We start from the raw sequence: 20,883 nt of genomic DNA, 5'->3' as shown, positions 1-20,883 counted from the left end.
AACGAGGCCATGCAGCCAATCATCGGCATTCTCTGTGGGGTGCTGCTGGTTGGCTTCATCGTATTTGCCTTCCGCCAGGGCATGAAGGTGACACCCGACAATTCGGGCAACGGGACCAACAGCGCCAATATGGACCAAGGCGGCAGTTTGTGAGCTTCGGTAGTGCAGGAATTCATCATGGCCGGGCTTGTCCCGGCCATTTCTGTCTGTAATACCCCCGGCAAAGACGCGGACAGACAGACATGACAAAACCCCTCGCCTCCCGTATCGCCCTCGTGACCGGCGCCTCGCGCGGCATCGGCTACGCGACATCAGTCGCCCTTGCAAAAGCCGGCGCGCATGTCGTCGCGGTGGCGCGCACGCAGGGCGGGCTGGAAGAGCTCGACGACGAGATCCGCAAGCACGGCGGCAGCGCCACGCTGGTGCCGCTCTCGCTGACCGATTACGAGGGCATCGCGCGGCTCGGGCTCGCGCTGCATGAGCGCCATGGCAAGCTCGACATCCTGGTCGGCAATGCCGGCACCGCCGGCCCGTCCTCGCCGCTCGGCCATATCGAGCTGAAGCCGTGGAACGACGTGATGGCGATCAACGTCACCGCCAATTTCCAGCTGATCCGTTGCATGGACCCGCTGCTGCGCCAGTCCGACGCCGGCCGCGCGGTGTTCGTGACCTCGGGCGTGGCGCACAAGGCCAGCGCCTATCTCGGCCCCTATGCCGCCTCGAAGGCCGCGCTGGACGCGCTGGTGCGCTCCTGGGCCAACGAGACCGCCAACACGGCGCTGCGCGTCAATCTGTTCAGCCCCGGCCCGATCCGCACCCGGATGCGCGCGCAGGTGTTTCCCGGCGAAGACCCGATGACGCTGGATACGCCCGACATGGCGGCCGAATTCATCGTGCCGATGTGTGCGCCCGAGTGGACCGAAACCGGGAAGCTCTACGACTACAAGGCCCGCACGCTGCGGACGTTTCAGCCGCCGGCGTAATCGAACGTCTAAGCCGATCTACTTTGTATCGGCCGCGAGCTGGACACCGATGTTGGCCAGTTCGTCGATCTGACGCCAGACTTCGACTTGCCGGCCTGCGAGTTGCACGGCGACCGCCGGCGACAACGGCCTGATGATCTCGACCAGATGATCGATCGCGCCCGGATCGGTCACGCCGAATTTGTCCACGATGGTGATCATGCTCGCCGGCGTGCCAGACCCGTCGAGCCGCCAAGCCAATTCGGCCGCGAGACCGGCGTCGTTGCCGGTCAGCCGGGCCATCGTCAGGACCTGCGCGAGATCGTCGCGCGTCCGGTCTTCGTCGCCGGTCATGTACCGGGCATTAGCAGCAGCGAGCAGCAAGGGCGCATCCTGCGCAGTCCCCGCGCGCTGTTCGAGCGCCTCGATCGCCGGCGCGGCCGCCGCGCCGTGGCCAGTGTCAATCGCGCGTTTGACGACATAAGAAATCGTTTCGCGGACCTTCGCATCATCGCGAACCTTGGTGGCAGCTGCGATCGCGCCATCGACGTCGCCGCGCCCAGCGCGCGCAAGTGCCAGATTGATCAGAGCCTCGTTATGCTCCCATTGCGGCTTGGTATCCCCAGTGGGAGATGACATCGCGAGCATCATGGCTTCCGCATCGCGCTTTTCGACGAGATCGCGGCGTCCGCGCCGGGAATATTCGTCCGCGGCCTTGCTCAGACACTGGCTGCGACGTGCGGGAGTGCTCACCGCAGCGGCGGCAGTCTCGACGTCACGATCCCGCGCCAGCCCCGCCAGCACCGTGATCAGTTCACTGACTACATTGAATCGAGCTGTATCGTCCTTGCCGTCCAGCCATTGCGGCCACGGCTCGACCAGTCTCGCCGCCGGTTGAGGTGACCCGGCGGCGAGCAAGGCGCGCGCGAGTGCGATCACTTCCGACGGCTGAGCATCGATGCTGGTCATCCGGTCGACGGCCCTGGCTGCGCGCTGTCCTGCGCGGGAAATCTCGGCCTGATCGCCGCGCGTCAGCGCATCGCTCAGCAACTGCTGCAGCGGAAAAGGCTCGTTGAGGCGTTCGGCCTCACGCCACGCCTCTTCGCGCCAGCCCGCCGCCGGATAGGTATTGGCAATTACGAGCAACCAATCAACCGTCGACGCGCCATGGCCGCCGACAAGACGCAAGGTCCGATCGGACTGACCGAGGCCGGCCCATACTTTTGCAGCAAGCGCGGGGATGGCTTGCGATGCTTCATCGCTGTCCCCGGCGATCGACGGCAATTCGCGTTCGACGTCCTCGACAATCTCGCGCGCTTGCGCCGCATCCTTCTCCACCAGGAGAGCGGCCACGACAATCATTCCGCCGAGCCGCTCCACCGTCGATCTTCGCTGCCTCGCGGTCTCGAGGGCGTCGCCGAAGCGGCCCGCGCGCGCAATCCACTCGATAGCTTCCCAAGGCGACGGATCGGGATTGTCTGAAGTCACGTAATCGAGTGCAACTTCGAGATTAGTGTCCGCCAATTCCTGCTCGGCGAATTCAACATGCGCTCGATTGCCGTCACCAGCCGGCAATTTCTTCGCGAGCAGGAAGGCTTCAGTCGCCAGGCATTTGACGCTCGGCGCCGTCGCGCAATCGATCGGAATAGCGGCCGAGGAGCTCAGGCAAAGCATCGACGCCGCCATCCCGGCCAACCACCTATGCATCCGTTCGGCCTCGCTACCTGAGATAGCAGCTTGATACCGCACGCCAAGTGGTCGCGCAACGCGCCTGCCACGGATTGACTCCTCCGCCGCCTCACGATTGACTGCCCTCCCCAGCGGGACGACCGCCAAGAAAAATCTCGGGAGGCATCATGACGCCGACGTTCAATCGCGCGCGCTCCATTCTCACTGGATTGTTTCTCTCCGCTGGCATCGCATCATCAGCGCTTCTCATGCCGCCCGCGCCCGCCAGGGCCGGCGAGGTCCCGACCTTCGCGGTCGATCCGTCCTGGCCGAAGCAGCTGCCCAACAACTGGATCATCGGCCAGGTCGGCGGCATCACCGTCGACTGGCAGGGGCATATCTGGGTGGTGCACCGGCCGCGCTCGCTGACCGACGGCGAGAAGGCGGCGAGCCTGACCCCGCCGCGCGCGAAATGCTGCGTGGCGGCGCCGCCGGTGCTCGAATTCGACGTCGACGGCAATCTGCTGCGCGCCTGGGGCGGCCCCGGTGACGGTTATCAATGGGTCGGCCGCGAGCACGGCATCGAGGTCGACGAGCGCGGCTTCGTCTGGATCGGCGGCAATGCCGATGACGACAGCGAAATCCTGAAGTTCTCGCTCGACGGCAAGTATCTCGGCCAGATCGGCAAGATCGCAGCCCGCACCAACAGCAACGACACCACCCAGCTCGGCCGGCCCGCCGAAATGGCGATCGACAAGGCGGCCAGCGAGCTCTACATCGCCGACGGCTACGGCAACCGCCGCGTCATCGTGTTCGACGCCACCACGCTCGCCTACAAGCGGCACTGGGGCGGCTACGGCAAGCTGCCCACCGACGACAAGCAGCCGCCTTACGATCCGAGCGCCGCGGTGCAGGAGCAGTTCGGCAATCCCGTGCATTGCATCAAGATCGCCAATGACGGGCTGGTCTATGTCTGCGACCGCAGCCAGGACCGCATCCAGGTGTTCCAGAAGAACGGCACCTTCGTGCGGGAATGGTTCTACGAGAAGAACACCCGCGGCGACGGCGCGGTGTTCGATCTCGCGCTGTGGCCCGATCCGAAACAGACCTATCTGCTCAACGCCGACGGCGCCAACAACGAGATCCGCGTGCTGAAGCGCGACGACGGCAGCGTGGTCGGCACCTTCGGCCATAGCGGCCGCAATGCCGGGCAATTCGCCCTGCTCCACGTCATGGCCGTCGACCAGAAGGGCAATGTCTACACCGGCGAGGTCGAGGGCAAGCGGGTCCAGAAGTTCAAGCTGACCTCGGACGCGCTGAAGTAGAGATGACCAAAGGATGACGCTTCGACGCAGCTCATCCGGCTTTATGCGGATTGCCGCCTCCACCCGGACAGGGTAAGCGGGAACCCGAACGACCGGCACAAGGCTCCCCAAGAGGGCCGTCCGGAAAAAATCACAGTGGAGGGAATGTCTGATGACGACGACGCTCGCACGGCGCCACGCCGTGCTTCTCGCTTGCGCTGCACTCGGCCTTGCAACCCCTGCCCTTGCGCAGGACAAGAACGTCAAGATCGGCGTGCTGAACGACATGTCGGGCCTCTATGCCGACATCGGCGGCCCCAATTCAGTGGCTGCGGCCAACATGGCGGTGGAAGATTCCGGCCTGCGCGCCAAGGGCTGGAAGATCGAGGTGGTCAGCGGCGACCACCAGAACAAGCCCGACGTCGGCGTCAACATCGCGCGCAACTGGATCGACAATGAGAAGGTCGACATCATCACCGACACGCCGAACTCCGGCGTCGCGCTGGCGGTGAGCAACCTCGCCAAGGAGAAGAACTCGATCGTGCTCAATTCGGGCGCGGCGACCGCCGATCTCACCGGCAAGGCCTGCAACGCCAACACGATCTCCTACACGTTCGACACCTACATGCTCGCCAACGGCACCGGCAAGGCGCTGACCAAGGCGGGCGGCGACACCTGGTTCTTCCTCACCGCAGACTACGCCTTCGGCCATGCGCTGGAACGCGACACCTCCGCGGTCGTCACCGCCAACGGCGGCAAGGTGCTCGGCGGCGTCAAGCACCCGCTCAACACCGCCGACTTCTCCTCGTTCCTGCTGCAGGCGCAGGCGTCCAAGGCCAAGATCATCGGCCTCGCCAATGCCGGCGGCGACACCACCAACGCGATCAAGCAGGCGTCCGAATTCGGCATCACCGCGGGCGGGCAGAAGCTCGCGGCGCTGCTGCTGTTCGTCAACGACGTGCACGCGCTGGGCCTCAAGATCGCGCAGGGCCTCACCTTCACCGAGTCGTTCTATTGGGACATGAACGACCAGACCCGCGCCTGGTCGAAGCGCTTCCAGAAGGTCTCGCCGAAGGGCTCGATGCCCTCGATGACGGTGGCCGGCGTCTATGCCGGCGTGCTGCATTATTTGAAGGCGCTGGACGCGATGGGCGGCAATCCGCATGACGGCGCCAAGGTCGTGGCCAAGATGAAGGAGATCCCGACCGACGATCCCTTGTTCGGCAAGGGCCCGCTGCGGATCGACGGCCGCCGCATCATCCCGGCCTATCTGTTCGAGGTGAAGAAGCCCGAGGAGTCCAAATACCCCTGGGACTATTACAAGCTGATCGCCACCATCTCGCCGGAAGACGCCGCCAAGCCGCTCGAGGCCAGCGATTGTCCGCTGGTGAAGAAATAGGCAGCACACCATTCCTTCGTCATTGCGAGCGAAGCGAAGCAATCCATAGCACCGCAAACGCGGCACGATGGATTGCTTCGTCGCTTCGCTCCTCGCAATGACGTTCCACAGCGAGCCAGCCCACTAGCGCACCCGACGCTCCATCACTTCGCCGCCGACTTCCTTGCCGGCGGCGGCAGCGAGGCCCACTCCCGGTCGGCGCGCGGGCCGCCGACGTCGCCGGTCAGGCCGACGAGCTGTCCGGGCTGCACGTCGAGGGTCTGCGTCCAGGTCTGGGTCTGGCACAGGAACTTCATCAGACATCCCTTCAGCTTCAGCCGGTCGGATTTGTCGCGCCACAGCGAGACCGAATAGGACTTGCCGTCCTCGGCATTGTAGATGTCGCCGTCGAACCGGCCCTCCGGCGACAGCTTTAATCCGAGGATCAGCTGATGGCCGAGCAGCGCGCGCGTGCGCTTGTCGGGATCGGAATTGAGGCTGTCGCGGAGCGGCTGGCCGCGCGGATCGAGCGGCTCCTTCATCCACACGATGAAGCCGCAGATGCGGTCGCGCGCGCTGCCGCAGCGCTCGAGGCGAATGCGCGCCTGTCCGTTTTCGGTCAGCCAGGTGCCGCTGGGATCTGTGGGGATCGTCTCGGCGCGGCCGGTCGAGCTCATCAGTAAGGCGGCGACGAGGCTGCGCAGAAACATGCGAACCAGAAAGTTCATTGTCCAGGACCTTTCAGTGTCGGGATGATTTGCAGGACGCGCGCGACGCGCCTCACTTCAGTTGCGCCATGAAGGCGTCGGCACCCTTGTCGATACCGGTGGTGGCGGCGGCGAGATCGCCGACGCTCGCCTTGATGTCGTAGGCGTTGGGATACTGCTTGCTGACATAGGCGCCGAGCAGCCGCGCGGTCGAGCTGTCGAACATCTCGACCGCATAGATCACCGAGCCGGTCATCGTGCCCTCGCCGTCACGCGCGGCCTGCACGCCGTTGTAGATCGCGCCGGCCATGTCGAAGCGCGACAGCGTGCCGAGCACCGGCGTGTTGGCGACCGCGCCGGTCAAGGTCAGCCGCACGCGAAACGTGTTCGGCCCGCGCGTATTCACCAGCGTGAAGCGGCCGCGCAATTTGTCGGCGAAGCGGGTCTGCATATAGGCGGCGAGCGTCTCCTTGTCCTTCTCGGACATGTTGCCGAACTGATGATCGGCGCCGCGATAGATCACGACCGGATCGAGCATCACCTTGTTGTAGCTCCGCCAGTCGACCGGCGGCGCATAGCGATACGGCACGCGGCCTGAGGAATCCGACGTGTCCGGCGTCATGTAGGCCGATGAGGCCACCTCCGAATAAGCCACCGGCGTGACGGCGGCACATCCTCCCGCGAGGACGCAAAGCGCCATCGCTCCCAGACCGCGCACGGCGATCGAGCTCTCCATTCCAATCTCCTCATCCGATCCTAAGGCGGAAGAGCAGCTCGGCCGCAGCCGCGTCCGGGGCTAAAGTTACGGCTGCGGCCGTCACTGCCGATCTGGCTCGCTGTGAGCGCGCCGCCAGACCTTGCCTCAGTGCGATGAACTATAAAACCGACCAGTTGGTTTGTAAAGTTGCAATCGCAGGAAACGGATGGAAAATTTCAGCGGTCGAAGCGCTGGGGAAATGAGTGAGGCAGCTTCGCGAACAGCGGTCGTGCCTTGTCACAAACCTGCGACATCTCCTGTGCTACCGCACAGCTCGCCGGGGGATTTCAGGGGCCCGGTGCCGATCCAACGCCGCCAAGCGATCCATATTCCGCTTGGGCGGCGTTGTGTTTTCGAGCAGCGCCGGAAATCAGCTGCGCTTGCGCGCCGATGCCGGCTTTGCGGCGCGTGCGGCGGCAGGCTGCGGCGATGCCGTCGTCCTGGCTGGCTTTGCCTTCGTACCCTGCTCCAGCGTCGTCCACTTGCTGTCGTCGAGCAACCGCTCGAACAGCCGGTCGCGCTCGGCGTCCGACAGCGACGACAGGCCGAACAGCGAGCTGAGCAGCAGCCCCCTCGCCGCTGCCCAGCGCAGCAGCGCGAGATCCGGATCGCGCGCCTCGGCCTTCATGCGCGCGACCTTCTCGATGTCGACATCGCGCGGCATCGCCATCAATTCCGGATTCTCGTTCATCGCGGCGAGCAGTGCGAACGCGCCCGACCGCGGCGTCGAGATCGCCTCGCGCAGCGTTGCGATCTGCGCCGCCAGCTCCGGCTGGTCCGTGGTCTCGCGCGCCTTGGCGATGTAGCGGTTCGAGAACTCCTCGAAATACGCCATCTGCTGTTCGAGCAGAGCACGCAGCACCGCTTCCTTGGTGCGGAACTGATGCATCACGCCGCCCTTGCTGAGACCGCTCTCGCGCGCAATTGCGTCCAGCGTCAGGCGTCCCGGACCGTCGCGTGTCAGGATGGTGGTCGCAGCGTCGAGTGCGGCGTTGCGGGAGCGTTCCGAGCGGGAAGGATTATCCATGGTTTACTCAGCAGAGAGTCGCTTGAAACGGCAGTATCTCAGCGGCTCCGGTCAATCTCAAGCGCTGCATCGAAGTCCGCCGGCAGCGCGAACGACGTCCCCGAAATGCCGGTGCCGGCCTCAAGGGAACGCATCAGTTTCAGCAATCAATCATCGCGCTATCCAATAACTCACGCGCACAAGCGAACCTTCTGCAGCAGGCCGTGAAGGAAACCGCGAGCCATCCGGCCGATCACCCTTTCGCCTCGACCGCGCGCGCGGGCGACAGCCTGGGCGTCGGCATAACTGGCGGCGACGATCGTGCCGTGCCTGCCGCCATCGAGCTTCAGGTCGGTCAGATAGACGAGGCTGCGCGACGTCAGCAGCGCCGCCTGCGCGTCGCTGAAGCGGGTCAACTCATCGCAGATTTCAATGGCCTCGTCGGTCACCATGCTCCTCCTGGCGGCGCGGCCTCCGGGGCGATGCACGCATCTTCAACCAGCACCCGGTTTTATACAAACCAACCGGATGGTTTGTAAATAGCCAAAATGACGCAATCGTCATCGAGGCGGCCGGTCGGCCTGTGTCGGACGGGCGCAGCCGCATTCGTCCTCGAAGCATCCAAAACAAATTTGGAAACCCCGACCGATGACACAGCAGAAACAGACGGCGGAAGCCGAAATCAGGTCACTTATCGACGCCTGGGCCGACGCCGTCCGCCGACAGGACTATCCCGGCGTTCTCGCCCATCACGATCAGGACATCGTGATGTTCGACGTGCCGCCGCCGTTACAGTCGCGCGGTTTGGACGAGTACCGGAAGACGTGGGACCTGTTCTACACGTGCTACCGCCCCTCCCACGCCTTCAATATCGAGGAGATCGCGATCACCGCCGGCGACGACGTGGCGTTCGCGGTGATGGTGATGCGGTGCGGCCCGCCCGACGCCACGTTCCAGTTCCGACTGACGATCGGATTGCGCAAGGTTGGCGGCAGTTGGCGCATCACGCACGAGCATCATTCGGTGCCGGCGACGGACTAGAGGAGAGAAGCCGACCTCGACGAGGTCGCGACAAGACGCATTGATACAGATCAAGAGCGGTGGAACTCGTCCCCCTATCGTCCAAGGAGGCCAGGAGGGTTCGCCATGTCGATCAGCCGTCGTCAAATGCTTGCACTGCTCAGCGCCGCAGCCTCGCCGCTCGCGCTTTCGCGGGTGGCACGCGCCGATTTCGATGGTCCGGTGGTCCGGGCATGGGAGGGCGGCGACGATTTCTGGCTCGCCCAGGATGCCTATGTCTACGGCTATCCGCTGGTGACGATGGAAATGACCCGCCGGGTCATGACGAACGTCGCCGCCGTGGAAGGCACGCGGGGGCCGATGGGGCAATTCGTCAAGCTCCGCAAATACCCCGATGCCAGCTTCAGGGACGTCACCGCGCCTAACGCCGATACCCTCTACACGACGGCCTGGATCGACGTGGGCGACGAGCCTTGGGTCCTCAGCATGCCGGACATGAAGGACCGCTACTTCCTTTTTCCGATGCTGGATGGCTGGACCAACGTGTTCCAGGTGCCGGGCAAGCGCACGACCGGCACCAGGGCGCAGACCTACGCGATCACTGGACCGGGCTGGAAGGGAGCACTTCCCGCGGGCGTCAAGGAGTACAAATCGCCGACGAGCATGGTCTGGATCCTGGGCCGCATCTACTGCACCGGTACGCCGGAGGATTATGCAGCCGTGCACGCCGCGCAGGACGAGTTCAAGCTCGTGCCCCTCAGCGCTTACGGCAAATCGTATACACCCCCGCCAGGCAAGGTCGATGCGTCGATCGACATGAAGACGGCGGTTCGCGAGCAGGTCAACCGTCTGGATGCTGCGACCTATTTCACCCTGCTCGCGCAACTGATGAAGCGCAATCCGCCCGCGGCCGCTGATGCATCCGAGGTCGCCAGATTCGCGAAGATCGGTCTTGTCCCGGGCCAGGATTTTGATCCGCGCAAATTCGATGTCGCGTTCGCCAAGCGCGTCCCGCAGGTGGCATTCGACCGGATCATGTTGCAGTTCAAGGTCAACAAGGCGATCCGGAACGTGAACGGCTGGGCTTTCGACAGCGAAGCCGGCATCTATGGCACCAACTATTTCAACCGTGCCTTTGTCACTGCGATCGGACTTGGTGCCAATCGCATTCAGGATGCGTGCTATCCGACATCGCAGAAGGACGTCGACGACCAGGACTATCTCGGCAGCAACAAATACGTCATGCATTTTCCAAAGGGACAACTTCCTCCGGTCGCAGGCTTCTGGTCGCTGACGATGTATGACGAGAACTACTTCTTCGTCGCCAATCCGATCAACCGCCAGTCGATCAGCGCCCGCCAGAACCTCAAACCCAACCCGGATGGTTCGATCGATCTCTACATCCAGAAGGATAGTCCGGGCCCTGACAAGGAGAGCAACTGGCTTCCCGCCCCTGCGGGCAAGTTTATCCTGATGTTGCGGATGTACTGGCCGAACGAGAAGGCACCGTCGATCATCAACGGGAGCTGGAAACCGCCTCCGGCACGCAAGGTGACAAGCATGAAGGAAGTGTCGCGTTGACCCGGCGGTCGATGGACGGAGGTGGGCCCGATGCTGTATCCCGACACTCCGTCCGTCGAACAATTATCGCAGGTGATCGTCCAGGTCACTGCTCCCTCGTTCCTGCTCGGAGCTGTTGCCGGGTTCGTCTCGCTGCTGATCGCCCGCATGAACCGGGTGAGCGACCGGATCCAGGCGCTCACTGCAATCGCGGACAGCAGCGCTGAAAAGATCGGGTCGAAGCGGGACATGCCCCAGCTGAGGCGTCGCGCCGAATTGCTCAACCGGGCGATCGTGTTCTCCGCGGTGAGCGCAATACTGACCTGCCTGCTCGTGATCGTGGCGTTCGTCAGCGCATATTACCGGCTCCGGCACGAATATGGTGTAGCTGTGCTCTTTATTGTCGCTCTCGGCTTCTTCATGGCGGCGTTGGTCAATCTCGTCCGTGAGACCTGGATTTCCGTGCACGAGTACACGCTCGATCGCTAGAGCCGCGGCCCGCGCGATTACGAAACCTTCGCCGCCGTCGTGCGCGCGGCGATCGCGAGTGCGAGCAGCAGCAGCGCGCCGGCCAGATAGAACGGCGCGCCGGGCAGCTTGAGCGGCGCGTTGTCGCCGATGAAATAGGCAAACGTCAGCGTGAACAAAAACGGGCCGAGCAATTCCGACATGCTTTGCACGCTCGAGGTCGCGCCCTGCAGCTGGCCCTGCTGGTCGGCGGCGACGAGTTGCGTCGTCAGCGCCTGCGTCGCAGCGCCCGAGATGCCCCACAGCGCCATCACGGGAATGCCGATCCAGAACAGCTGGCCTGATGGCGCCGCGCCGAAGATCGCAAAACCCAGGGCGCCGCAGACGAGGCCGAGGAACAGCGCGTTGCGCTCGCCCAGCCGCCGCACGATCGGGCCGATCGCCGCGCCCTGCACGACCATGCCGCAGAGGCCGACCAGCGCCAGCGTCGCGCCGACGGTGCCGGTATCCCAGCCGTAGCGATAGGTGGCGTAGAGCACGAACACCGAGGGCAGCACGACGTGCGCGAGCTGGCCGAAGAACGTCGCCAGCGACAGGCCGGCCAGCGTCCGGTTCGAACGCAGGAATTGCAGCGCGCCGACCGGATTGGCGCTTTTCCATCTGAACGGTGCACGCCGCTCCGGCGGCAGCGATTCCGGCAGGATGAACAGGCCGTAGAGCCCGTTGACGAAGCTCAGGCCCGCCGCTGCCCAGAACGGCAGCCGCGGATCGATCTCGCCGAGCAGGCCGCCCAGCGCCGGCCCCATGATGAAGCCCGCACCGAACGCGACGCCGATCTTGCCGAACATCGCGGCACGCTGCTCCGGCGCAGTGACGTCGGCGATGTAGGCGAATACGGTCGAGATGCTCGACGAGGTGATGCCCGAGATCGCCCGCCCGATGAACAGCCAGATCAGGTTCGGCGCCAGCGCCATCAACACATAGTCGGCGGCGAGGCCAAAATTCGACAGCAGCACCACCGGCCGGCGGCCGAAGCGATCCGACAATGCGCCAAGGATCGGCGAGCAGACGAACTGCATCAACGCCCAGATCGAGCCGAACACGCCGAAGATGCGCGCCGCGCTCGCGGTGTCGTTGCTGACGAAGCCTTCGATCAGTTTCGGCAGGATCGGGACGATGATCCCGAGCGCCAGCATGTCGAGCAGCAGAGTGATGAAGATGAAGACCACCGCGCCGCTGCGCGCCGGGGCTGCGGCAGCCGTGTCACTCGCCGCTGTATGATTCTCGTTTTGACGCGTTTTCTTCACGCGAACCGGGACCCACTTCGCTCGAAAACGCTATGTCCGCTCACGACGGCCGCTTGCGCTTGTGGGCGAACGGATTGGCCTTTTCCCTGAGCGTAATACGAATGGGCGTGCCCGGCAGATCGAAAGTCTCGCGCAGCGAGTTGATGAGGTAGCGCAGATAGGACCGCGGGATCGCATCCGCACGCGAGCAGAACAGCACGAAGCTCGGCGGGCGCGCCTTCACCTGCGTGATGTAGTTCAGCTTCAACCGGCGGCCCGACACCGCCGGCGGCGGGTTGGCCTGGATCGCCTGTTCGAACCAGCGATTGAGCGCCGAGGTCGGCAGGCGCCGGTTCCAGACCGCATAGGCCTCCTGGATCGCCGTCATCAGGCGGTCGATGCCCTCGCCCATCAGGCCGGAGACGGCGACGATCGGCGCGCCCTTGACCTGCGGCAGCCAGTGGTCGGCATCGGTGCGCAGCTGCGAGATCTGGTTGGGCTTGCGCTCGACCAGGTCCCATTTGTTGACCGCGAGCACGATGGCGCGGCCCTCGCGCTCGACCAGGTCGGCGATGCGCAGGTCCTGCTCCTCGAACTTGTTCTGCGCGTCCATCATCATGACGACGACCTCGGCGAAGCGCACCGCGCGCAGCGCGTCGGCGACCGAAAGCTTTTCCAGCTTCTCCTCGATCCGCGATCGGCGGCGCAGGCCGGCGGTGTCGAACACCCGGAACTGGCGGCCCTGCCAGGTGATCTCGACCGCGATGGAATCGCGCGTGGTGCCGGCCTCGGGGCTGGTCAGCAGCCGCTCCTCGCCAAGCAGATGATTGATCAGCGTCGACTTGCCGGCATTGGGCCGGCCGACGATGGCGACGCGGATCGGGCGCTGCGCGGCCTCCTCCTCCGAAATGTCCTCGTCGTTCTCGACCTCGTCGTCTTGCTCCGATGTCTCCGGCACCAGCGCGCTCAGCGCCTCGTGCAGGTCGCCCATGCCCTCGCCATGCTCGGCCGAGATCTGCACGGGATCGCCGAGCCCGAGCGCGTAGGATTCCATCGCGCCGATCTCGCCATGCTTGCCCTCGGCCTTGTTGGCGACCAGCACCACCGGCTTGTTGGCCTTGCGGGCGAAATCGGCGAAGGCACGATCGGTCGGGGTCAGGCCGACGCGGGCGTCGATCACGAACATCAGCGCGTCGGCGAGCTCGATCGCGGTTTCGGTCTGCTCCTGCATCCGCGCCGTCAGCGAACCCTTGGCACCCTCGTCGAGCCCCGCGGTGTCGATGATGGTGAAGTCGAGGTCGTAGAGCTTGGCCTGGCCCTCGCGGCGGTCGCGCGTCACGCCGGGCTCGTCATCGACCAGCGCGAGCTTCTGGCCGACCAGCCGGTTGAACAGCGTCGACTTTCCGACATTGGGCCGGCCGATGATGGCGATGGTGAAAGACATGGATAATCCAGACGCCGCGGCGCGGCGCGCGTCAATGAATTGAAAGAGGAGCCTAACGCGCGACGAGGTTGGGTTGAACCGTCATCGCGCTTCTTATTTTAGCATGATCTTTTCGGAAAACCGCTTCGCACTATTCCGGATCATGCTTTAGCGGCTAAACCCACCGCTCGGTAGCGGCGCGGGGAACGCGCCGCCGGATTGCTGCGTGGTCTGGGTCTGCTGGGCCGGCGCTGCAGGCTGCGCCTGCTGGTCGTCGGCGGGCGGCGCAGTGGTGCGGCGGCGGACGATCTTCTTCGGCTTCGGCTCGGGGGGCAGCGCGGCGGGCGCGCCCTCTTCCGGCGCGGCGGCGTCGGGAGCAGCCGCCTGATCCGCTGCCGGCGCTGCCCGCTTGGTGTGCTTCTTGGCGCCCTTCGGCGGCTCCGGCGGCGGAGCCGGCTGGGCAGCGGCTGCCGCGGCGTTCTGCTGGTCGAGCTGCTCCTGCTGCGAGCCCTTGTACAATTCCTTCGGCACGCCCTGCTCGAGGCCGGGCACGCCTTCGGGGAAGACCGGCTTGCGGTCGCCGGCCAGCTTCTTCTTGGTGTCGAGGAAGTCGAGCAGATCGCTCGGATCGAAATTGGCCATGCCGCCACCGCCGCAGCCCGCCAACGCGCTGCAAAGCGCGGTCAGAACTGCGGCTGCGATCAGGCGTTGCGAGCGGCGCATAGTCGATCTCTCACTCAAACTCGGGTTTCGCGCCAGCTCAGCTTTTCGCAACTGGCGGCAACAAGGCCTGCAGCGCTTCGGCGCGCGAACGCAGGCTCGGCGGCGTCTCGCCGTCGTTGGCAATCTGGTCCAGCCACTGCCGCGCGGCGGTGGCATCGTTGGCGTGCCAGGCCGACAGCGCCAGCAACTCGCGCGCGGAATGGCGGAACGTCGAGTCCTTCGACGTTGCCATCGCCTCGAGCCGTTGCTGCATGTTCGGATAGGTCGTGGTGTCCATCACGAGCTGCGCGGCACGGATCCGTGCCAGGTCCTGGTCGGGACCGCCGACGCTGCGGTCGGCTGCAATCTCGTCATAGAGCTTCGCGGCGGCCGGCTGATCGCGGGTCGCGACCTCGGCAGCCATGCGCAGCCGCGCAAGGTTGCGGTAACCGGACGGCGCCTTGGTGATCAAATCGGCAAAGGCGGCCTCGGCCTCGGCATGCTTGTTCTGGTCCGACAGCTCGACGGCGCGGTCGAACGCCGCACCGGCCTCGGCGGCCTTCTTGGCCTCGAGATATTGGTAGCCGCGCCAGCCACCGACGCCGGCGACCACCAGGACCGCCAGCGCGATGATAAAGATCGAGTACTTGTCCCACAGCTTCTTGAGCTGATCGCGACGGACTTCCTCGTCTACTTCGTCAAATAATTCAGACACTTAAAGCTATCCCATCCCCTCGGGACCACGAATCTCGGTGGAGCCTGGCCCCTCCCCGATCCCCACATCGCGGCGGCGTTACCCTAACGGTGTGGCGGAGGCAAGGCAAAGCGAGGCGGATCAAAGCGTTAACGGGGGAAGTTTGCCCTGCCCCGGTTCACGCTCCGGCCGCAGTCAGGCTCTCCCTGAGCTGGCGCTTGATCACCTTGCCGTTGGCGTTGCGTGGCAACGGCTGTGAGGTCAGCGCCATCGTCTCCGGCACCTTGTAGTCGGACAGGCGCTCGGCGCACCAGGCGCGCAGGCTCTCGGCATTCACCTCAGCGCGCGTCACGATCACGGCGTGCACGCGCTCGCCGAGCACCGGACAGGGCTTTGCGATGATCGCGCTCTCGACCACGGCCGGATGGCCCGCCAACACGGACTCGACCTCGGCGGAATAGATCTTCAGCCCGCCGCGGTTGATCATGTCCTTCTGGCGATCGAACACGCGGACGAAATTGTCGGCATCGACCGAGCCGAGATCGCCGGAATGCCAGAAGCCTGCGGTGAAGCTCTCCGCGGTCGCCTTCGGATTATTCCAGTAGCCCTTGATCACGGAGGCGCTGCGGATCCACAGCTCGCCGATTTCGCCGCGCAGCACCTCGCGGCCCTCGGCGCCCATCACGACGATCTCGGCGCCGGGACACGGCAGGCCGACGCTGTCGATATGGGCGGCGGTCAGTTCGCCCGGCATCAGGGTCGAGGGCGATGTGGTCTCGGTCGCGCCGTAGCAATTGGCGAGCTTCAGCCCGGGAATCTTGGCGTCGAGCTTTTCGATGGTCGCAACCGGCATCGGCGCGCCGCCGAAGCCGCCAATGCGCCAGCTCGACAGATCGTAGCTGTCGAAATCCGGCTGCATTAGGCAGAGATTGTACATCGCCGGCACCATCACCGTGTAGCTGACGCGCTCGCGTGCCGCGACCTTCAGATACTCCGCCGCCTTGAACTCCGGCATGATGATCAGCGCGCCGGCGCAGCGCGCCATGGTGGTGACGTTGGCGACCGCACCGGTGACATGCGCGAGTGGCACCGCGGCGATCGAGCGATCGGCTTTCGTCAGCCTGAGACAGGATGCGAACACCATCGAGGAATGGATGATGTTGCAATGGGCGAGCATCGCGCCCTTCGGCCGGCCCGTAGTGCCCGAGGTGTAGAGGATCATCGCGGTGTCCTCTTCTCTCACCTCAGCCGGCGCTTGCGCCCTTGCATTGTCGCGCAGACGAGCGAATTGCGACGCGCCGTCGTCGCTGACCGGGATGCGATGCGCAAGGCCCGGAATATCGGCGGCGTCAGGAATGCGATCGCTGAGCGTGGCCTCATGGACCAGACACTTCGCGCCGCAATCGTTCAGCACATAGGCGATCTCGGGCTTCTGCTGACGCGTCGAGAGCAGCACCGTCACCAGCCCGGCATGGGCGGCGGCGAACATCGTCAGCACGAACTCGATGCGGTTGCCGAGCAGGATCGCGACGCGGTCGCCGGGTGCCAGGCCGAGTTTTGAAAAGCCTGCCGCGACCTTCGCCGATTGCTCGGCGACCTCACGCCAGGATAGGCGCGTCCCGCCGCAGACCAGCGCTTCGCCGTCGCCATTCGCTGCGACCGCGTCCGCGATCATCGCCCACAGGCTGGCCGGCCGCTCGGCGAATGCCGGCACGACGCGGTCGCCGAACCTTGGCTCGAGCCGCATCGGCGGCAGTGCGTGTTGCGACCAGTCCATGCGTGCCTCGTCAGCTCTTCTTCATTCCGTAGACATGCTCCGGCCCCGGGAAGGCACGGCTCTTGACGTCGCGCGCATAGCCCGCGATCGCTTCCTCGATCGCCGGTCCGAGATTGCCGTAGCGGCGGACGAATTTCGGCGCGCGCGGCGACAGGCCGAGCATGTCCTCCAGCACCAGCACCTGGCCGTCGCAGGCAGCACTTGCGCCGATGCCGATCGTCGGCACGGCGATCGATTGCGTGATCTTGCGCGCCAGCGGCTCGGCGACCGCCTCGACCACGATCGAGAAGGCGCCGGCTTCCGCGATCGCCCTGGCGTCGCTCTCGATCGGAGCCCAGGTCTCCTCCTCGCGGCCCTGCGCGCGGAACGAGCCGAGCGTGTTGATCGACTGCGGCGTCAGGCCGATATGCCCCATCACGGGAATGCCGCGCTCCGACAGGAACGCCACCGTCTCCGCCATCCGCGCACCGCCCTCGAGCTTGACGGCGCCGCACAGCGTTTCCTTCATGATCCGCACCGCGGACTGGAACGCCTGCTCCTTCGAGCCCTCATAGGAGCCGAACGGCATATCCACGACAACAAGCGCGGCCTGCGAGCCGCGCATCACCGCGCGGCCCTGCAGGATCATCATGTCGAGCGTGACCGGCACGGTGGTCTCGAAGCCGTGCATGACGTTGCCAAGGGAGTCGCCGACCAGGATGGCATCGCAGTGGCGGTCGACCAGCGCCGCGGTGTGCGCGTGATACGAGGTCAGCATCACGATCGGTTCGCCATTCTTGCGGGCGCGCAGATCCGGCGCGGTCTTGCGCTTGATGGCGGATTGAACAGACATAGTCAGGCTCCCATGACAGGCACGCCGATCACGACCGGGTGGAACGCAAACGCCAGCGCCAGATATGCGATGACCCCGACCGCGATCGCGATCAGGTCGTTGGTTGGGCCGCCCACCGGGATCGGCGGCGCGCCGGCATCCGCGCGGCGCTTCAGCGAGATGCGGTCATAGACCGCCCAGCCGAGAAACGAGCCGAACAGGATGATCGAGCCGAGATCGCCATTGGCGAGCAGATGCGCGAACGCCCACAGCTTCACGCCCGCCAGCATCGGATGCTTCAGCGTGGTGTAGATGTGGCCGCGGATATAGGAGGCGACGACGAGGATGACGGCGGGCAGCATCAGCGCCACCGTGATGTGCTTGAACGCGGTCGGCGGCGTCCAGACATCGATCCAGCCGGTCGCACGGTAGTGCCCGAAGCCCCAGATGATCAACGCAAGGCCAGCGAACGACACCAGCGAATAGACGCCCTTGTAGGCCCCCTCGCCCATCGTTTTGACGATCCCGGCGCGCATCTCGCGCAGGCTGGTCAACACGTGGATGCCGAGGAACAGCACGAGACCCAGGATCATGACGAGCAGTCCCACGATGTTCCTCCCTGATTGTTAGTGCCTTCGCGTAACATCTTCGCCGGGCGGGTGGCAATGCGTCACGCCGGGGTGCGGATCATGGATTACCGGTCGGCTTGCCCAGTTCGCGGTTGTCGACATAGCGGATCATGATCGGCCGGCCGGCGAGCGCTCCGCCGAGCCCGCCGGTGAATTTCAGCGGCAGGCAGGCGCCGAGCGAGGCGTTGATCGCGTTGAGGTAGGCGGTGCGGGTATCGGCCGGGACGCCCCGCGTCGAAAACGTCAGGCGCGGCGCGCCGATCATTTCGCCTGATCGCTTGAAGCTGAAGCGCACCGACATCTGCATGCCCGCGCGCGCGTCGTCTGGTGGCGGCGGCGCCCAGCAGGCGCGCAGCGCGGCAAAGAGGTCGCCGATGGTATTGAGATCATGATCGGGCTTGCGGTACTTCTCGGCCTGCCCCTCGGGCGGCACGGTCAGGATCGTGAGCTGGAGATTTTCGCCGTACGGATAATCCATCTCGGGAAAGCACGGCCCGTGATTGAACACGCTGCAATAGGACGGGATGCAAGGCCCTTCGTCGAGCACGCTGCAAGGCGTGTGTGCGAACGGCGCCGGGTCAGTCTGCTGGCGCTGCTGCGCCGAGGCGGCGCCTGCGAGCGCAAAGGCCAGCACGGCATAAGCGAGACAGATGGCGACGCGTCGGAGCATGCAGACGGACCCGGATTGCGCTCCGGGGAACATGGTACCGTGGCCGGACCGGAGCAAGCGGGCTGGCGTTCAATTCCTTGCGCGCGCGCCGCAACCACAACTGTCATAGCCCGGCTCGACCGGGCGATGCAGTATTCCAGAGACGGTTGTGAATCACGGAGGAGCCGCGGCGTACTGGATCCCCCGGTCGAGCCGGGGCGACGAGTGGATAGTGTACTGCTCTTTTCCACGCGTCGTCCCGGCGAAGGCCGGGACCCATACGCCGCGGCCGATGCTGTTGAAGGGACTCGTCGTTCCACCATCGTGCAACAATGACCATCGGTGGTTATGGGTCCCGGCTTTCGCCGGGACGACACCGAGTACTGGGCCTTACGCCTTCTTCTTCACGTCCTTGACGTTGGAGAAGGTGATGCCCTCGGCGCGCTCGCGGGTGTAGCCGAGATAGAACTCGTTCTTGGCCATGAACACCGGATCGCCGTCGACGTCGTCGGCGATGCCGGAATTGTTGGCGGAGATGAAAGCGTCGAGCGCCTTGCGGTCGTCGGACGAGATCCAGCGCGCCAGCGAGAATTCGGAGACCTCGAACTCAACCGGCAGCGAGTATTCCGCATCGAGCCGTGCCTTCAGCACGTCGAGCTGCAGCGGGCCGACCACGCCGACCAGCGCCGGCGCACCGTCACGCGGGCGGAACACCTGCACGACGCCCTCCTCCGACATCTGCTGCAAGGCTTCCTTCAGCTTCTTCGCCTTCATCGCATCGGTGAGGCGAACGCGGCGGACGATTTCCGGCGCGAAGCTCGGCACGCCGACGAAGGTCAGATCCTCACCCTCGGTGAGCGTGTCGCCGATCCGCAGAGTGCCGTGATTGGGAATGCCGACGACGTCGCCGGCAAAGGCCTCGTCCGCCACCGAGCGGTCCTGCGCGAAGAAGAATTGCGGGCTCGACAGGCTCATGTTCTTGCCGGTGCGCACCAGCTTGGCCTTCATGCCGCGGCTGAGCTTGCCCGAGCACAGCCGGGCGAACGCGATGCGGTCGCGGTGGTTCGGATCCATGTTGGCCTGGATCTTGAACACGAACGCGCTCATGCGTGGCTCCGCCGCCTCGACCTTGCGCAGATCGGAATCCTGCGCGCGCGGTGCCGGCGCGAACTTGCCGAGACCTTCGAGCAGATCGCCGACGCCGAAATTGCGTAGCGCGCTGCCGAAATAGACCGGCGTCAGATGGCCCTCGCGGAACGCGCCGAGCTCGAACGGCTTGCAGGCTTCGGACGCCAGCGCGAGCTCGTCCTTGACCTCGGCGACGTCGAGATTGGGGTTGCGCTTGCCGAGATCGGCGATGTCGATCTGCTCGGTGGCGCCGGTCTTGGCGCCGCCGCCCTCGAGCAGCCGCACGCCGCCATTGACGACGTCATAGGTGCCGAGGAAGTCGCGGCCGCGGCCGACCGGCCAGGTCATCGGCGTGGTGTCGAGCGCCAGCGTCTTCTCGATCTCGTCGAGGAGCTCGAAGGTGTCGCGGCTCTCGCGGTCCATCTTGTTGATGAAGGTGATGATCGGGATGTCGCGCAGCCGGCACACCTCGAACAGCTTTCGCGTGCGCGCCTCGATGCCCTTGGCGGCGTCGATCACCATGACCGCGGAGTCGACCGCAGTCAGCGTGCGATAGGTGTCTTCCGAAAAGTCCTCGTGACCCGGCGTGTCCAGCAAGTTGAACACGAGGTCGTTGAACTCGAAGGTCATCACCGAGGTGACGACCGAGATGCCGCGCTCGCGCTCGATCTTCATCCAGTCCGAGCGCGTGTTGCGCCGTTCGCCCTTGGCCTTGACCTGACCCGCGAGGTTGATGGCGCCGCCGAACAGCAGCAGCTTTTCCGTCAGCGTGGTCTTGCCGGCGTCTGGGTGCGAGATGATCGCAAAGGTGCGCCGTCGCGCCACTTCCTCTGATAGCGGCGAGCGGGACGGCGATTCGGTGGTTGCAGCGGTATCGGACATGGAGGGGCATTTGGCAGGGAAAACGGGCGCAATCAAGGGCGTTTTGTCGCAATGCGGCGTGGCCGCACCATT

21 protein-coding genes are annotated in these 20,883 nt (G+C 65.1%); 7 read left to right on the top strand and 14 right to left on the bottom strand.

Going from position 1 to position 20,883, the window contains the following annotated elements; all coding sequences use genetic code 11:
• The first annotated feature begins 9 nt into the window (after positions 1-9).
• Positions 10-153 carry a hypothetical protein gene (locus CK489_RS41825; RefSeq protein WP_198961022.1) on the top strand — a complete coding sequence of 48 codons (144 nt, stop codon included), beginning with the start codon at positions 10-12 and terminating at the stop codon, positions 151-153.
• Between the two features lie 89 nt (positions 154-242).
• Positions 243-983, top strand: a complete 741-nt coding sequence (locus CK489_RS25560; RefSeq protein ID WP_095734244.1) for an SDR family NAD(P)-dependent oxidoreductase — start codon at positions 243-245, stop codon at positions 981-983.
• Positions 984-1,001: 18 nt separating this feature from the next.
• Here CK489_RS25560 and CK489_RS25555 read toward each other — a convergent pair whose 3' ends face one another.
• Positions 1,002-2,648: a hypothetical protein gene (locus CK489_RS25555; RefSeq protein WP_095734243.1), complete on the bottom strand. Its 1,647-nt coding sequence runs from the start codon at positions 2,646-2,648 to the stop codon at positions 1,002-1,004.
• Between the two features lie 170 nt (positions 2,649-2,818).
• Between CK489_RS25555 and CK489_RS25550 the strand changes: the two genes are divergently transcribed.
• Together CK489_RS25550 and CK489_RS25545 are read left to right on the top strand one after the other, a co-directional pair.
• Positions 2,819-3,955, top strand: a complete 1,137-nt coding sequence (locus CK489_RS25550) for an NHL repeat-containing protein (protein ID WP_095734242.1) — start codon at positions 2,819-2,821, stop codon at positions 3,953-3,955.
• Positions 3,956-4,106: 151 nt separating this feature from the next.
• Positions 4,107-5,333 carry an ABC transporter substrate-binding protein gene (locus CK489_RS25545; protein ID WP_050627539.1) on the top strand — a complete coding sequence of 409 codons (1,227 nt, stop codon included), beginning with the start codon at positions 4,107-4,109 and terminating at the stop codon, positions 5,331-5,333.
• A 143-nt stretch (positions 5,334-5,476) separates the two neighbouring features.
• On the opposite strand, the gene CK489_RS25540 is transcribed toward CK489_RS25545, so the two are convergent.
• The 4 genes from CK489_RS25540 to CK489_RS25525 all read right to left on the bottom strand — a co-directional run bounded on the left by CK489_RS25540 (position 5,477) and on the right by CK489_RS25525 (position 8,234).
• Entirely contained in the window at positions 5,477-6,040 is a 564-nt protein-coding gene (locus CK489_RS25540; RefSeq protein WP_095734241.1) for a DUF2147 domain-containing protein, read from the bottom strand.
• A 52-nt stretch (positions 6,041-6,092) separates the two neighbouring features.
• On the bottom strand, positions 6,093-6,755 hold the full coding sequence (locus tag CK489_RS25535; RefSeq protein ID WP_050627537.1) for a DUF3313 domain-containing protein: 663 nt from the start codon (positions 6,753-6,755) through the stop codon (positions 6,093-6,095).
• Positions 6,756-7,146: 391 nt separating this feature from the next.
• The gene (locus CK489_RS25530) at positions 7,147-7,803 is read right to left on the bottom strand and encodes a TetR/AcrR family transcriptional regulator (protein WP_095734240.1); all 657 of its coding nucleotides are present in this window, start codon (positions 7,801-7,803) and stop codon (positions 7,147-7,149) included.
• Between the two features lie 170 nt (positions 7,804-7,973).
• A complete protein-coding gene (locus CK489_RS25525) occupies positions 7,974-8,234 on the bottom strand; it encodes a hypothetical protein (RefSeq protein WP_095734239.1) in 261 nt (86 codons plus the stop codon).
• 196 nt (positions 8,235-8,430) lie between these two features.
• On the opposite strand from CK489_RS25525, the gene CK489_RS25520 reads away from it, so the two are divergent.
• The 3 genes from CK489_RS25520 to CK489_RS25510 all read left to right on the top strand — a co-directional run bounded on the left by CK489_RS25520 (position 8,431) and on the right by CK489_RS25510 (position 10,851).
• Positions 8,431-8,823 carry a YybH family protein gene (locus CK489_RS25520; protein ID WP_050627534.1) on the top strand — a complete coding sequence of 131 codons (393 nt, stop codon included), beginning with the start codon at positions 8,431-8,433 and terminating at the stop codon, positions 8,821-8,823.
• Positions 8,824-8,928: 105 nt separating this feature from the next.
• Positions 8,929-10,383: a DUF1254 domain-containing protein gene (locus CK489_RS25515; RefSeq protein WP_095734238.1), complete on the top strand. Its 1,455-nt coding sequence runs from the start codon at positions 8,929-8,931 to the stop codon at positions 10,381-10,383.
• 30 nt (positions 10,384-10,413) lie between these two features.
• Positions 10,414-10,851 carry a DUF2721 domain-containing protein gene (locus CK489_RS25510; RefSeq protein ID WP_095734237.1) on the top strand — a complete coding sequence of 146 codons (438 nt, stop codon included), beginning with the start codon at positions 10,414-10,416 and terminating at the stop codon, positions 10,849-10,851.
• A 17-nt stretch (positions 10,852-10,868) separates the two neighbouring features.
• On the opposite strand, the gene CK489_RS25505 is transcribed toward CK489_RS25510, so the two are convergent.
• The 9 genes from CK489_RS25505 to CK489_RS25465 form a co-directional block, all read right to left on the bottom strand.
• On the bottom strand, positions 10,869-12,137 hold the full coding sequence (locus CK489_RS25505) for a TCR/Tet family MFS transporter (protein WP_095734236.1): 1,269 nt from the start codon (positions 12,135-12,137) through the stop codon (positions 10,869-10,871).
• A gap of 40 nt (positions 12,138-12,177) precedes the next feature.
• On the bottom strand, positions 12,178-13,560 hold the full coding sequence (gene der, locus CK489_RS25500; RefSeq protein ID WP_095734235.1) for a ribosome biogenesis GTPase Der: 1,383 nt from the start codon (positions 13,558-13,560) through the stop codon (positions 12,178-12,180).
• A gap of 147 nt (positions 13,561-13,707) precedes the next feature.
• Positions 13,708-14,262, bottom strand: a complete 555-nt coding sequence (locus tag CK489_RS25495) for a hypothetical protein (RefSeq protein WP_095734234.1) — start codon at positions 14,260-14,262, stop codon at positions 13,708-13,710.
• Positions 14,263-14,299: 37 nt separating this feature from the next.
• On the bottom strand, positions 14,300-14,956 hold the full coding sequence (locus tag CK489_RS25490) for a tetratricopeptide repeat protein (protein ID WP_095734233.1): 657 nt from the start codon (positions 14,954-14,956) through the stop codon (positions 14,300-14,302).
• 157 nt (positions 14,957-15,113) lie between these two features.
• Complete coding sequence (locus CK489_RS25485) at positions 15,114-16,712, bottom strand: class I adenylate-forming enzyme family protein (RefSeq protein WP_050627528.1); 1,599 nt, start codon at positions 16,710-16,712, stop codon at positions 15,114-15,116.
• A 10-nt stretch (positions 16,713-16,722) separates the two neighbouring features.
• Positions 16,723-17,544, bottom strand: coding sequence for a 3-methyl-2-oxobutanoate hydroxymethyltransferase (gene panB, locus CK489_RS25480; protein WP_095734232.1), 822 nt, complete (start codon positions 17,542-17,544; stop codon positions 16,723-16,725).
• Positions 17,545-17,546: 2 nt separating this feature from the next.
• Positions 17,547-18,131, bottom strand: coding sequence for an NnrU family protein (locus tag CK489_RS25475; RefSeq protein ID WP_095734231.1), 585 nt, complete (start codon positions 18,129-18,131; stop codon positions 17,547-17,549).
• 79 nt (positions 18,132-18,210) lie between these two features.
• Positions 18,211-18,822 carry a UCP034077 family protein gene (locus CK489_RS25470; protein ID WP_050627525.1) on the bottom strand — a complete coding sequence of 204 codons (612 nt, stop codon included), beginning with the start codon at positions 18,820-18,822 and terminating at the stop codon, positions 18,211-18,213.
• A gap of 369 nt (positions 18,823-19,191) precedes the next feature.
• Positions 19,192-20,811 carry a peptide chain release factor 3 gene (locus tag CK489_RS25465; RefSeq protein ID WP_095734230.1) on the bottom strand — a complete coding sequence of 540 codons (1,620 nt, stop codon included), beginning with the start codon at positions 20,809-20,811 and terminating at the stop codon, positions 19,192-19,194.
• Positions 20,812-20,883 lie beyond the last annotated feature (72 nt).

The organism is Bradyrhizobium sp. UFLA03-84, from assembly GCF_002289535.1.
GTDB classification, from domain to species: Bacteria; Pseudomonadota; Alphaproteobacteria; order Rhizobiales; family Xanthobacteraceae; genus Bradyrhizobium; species Bradyrhizobium viridifuturi.
Note: the sequence above shows the minus strand (reverse complement) of the source record. Positions and strands in the feature narration are given on the sequence as shown.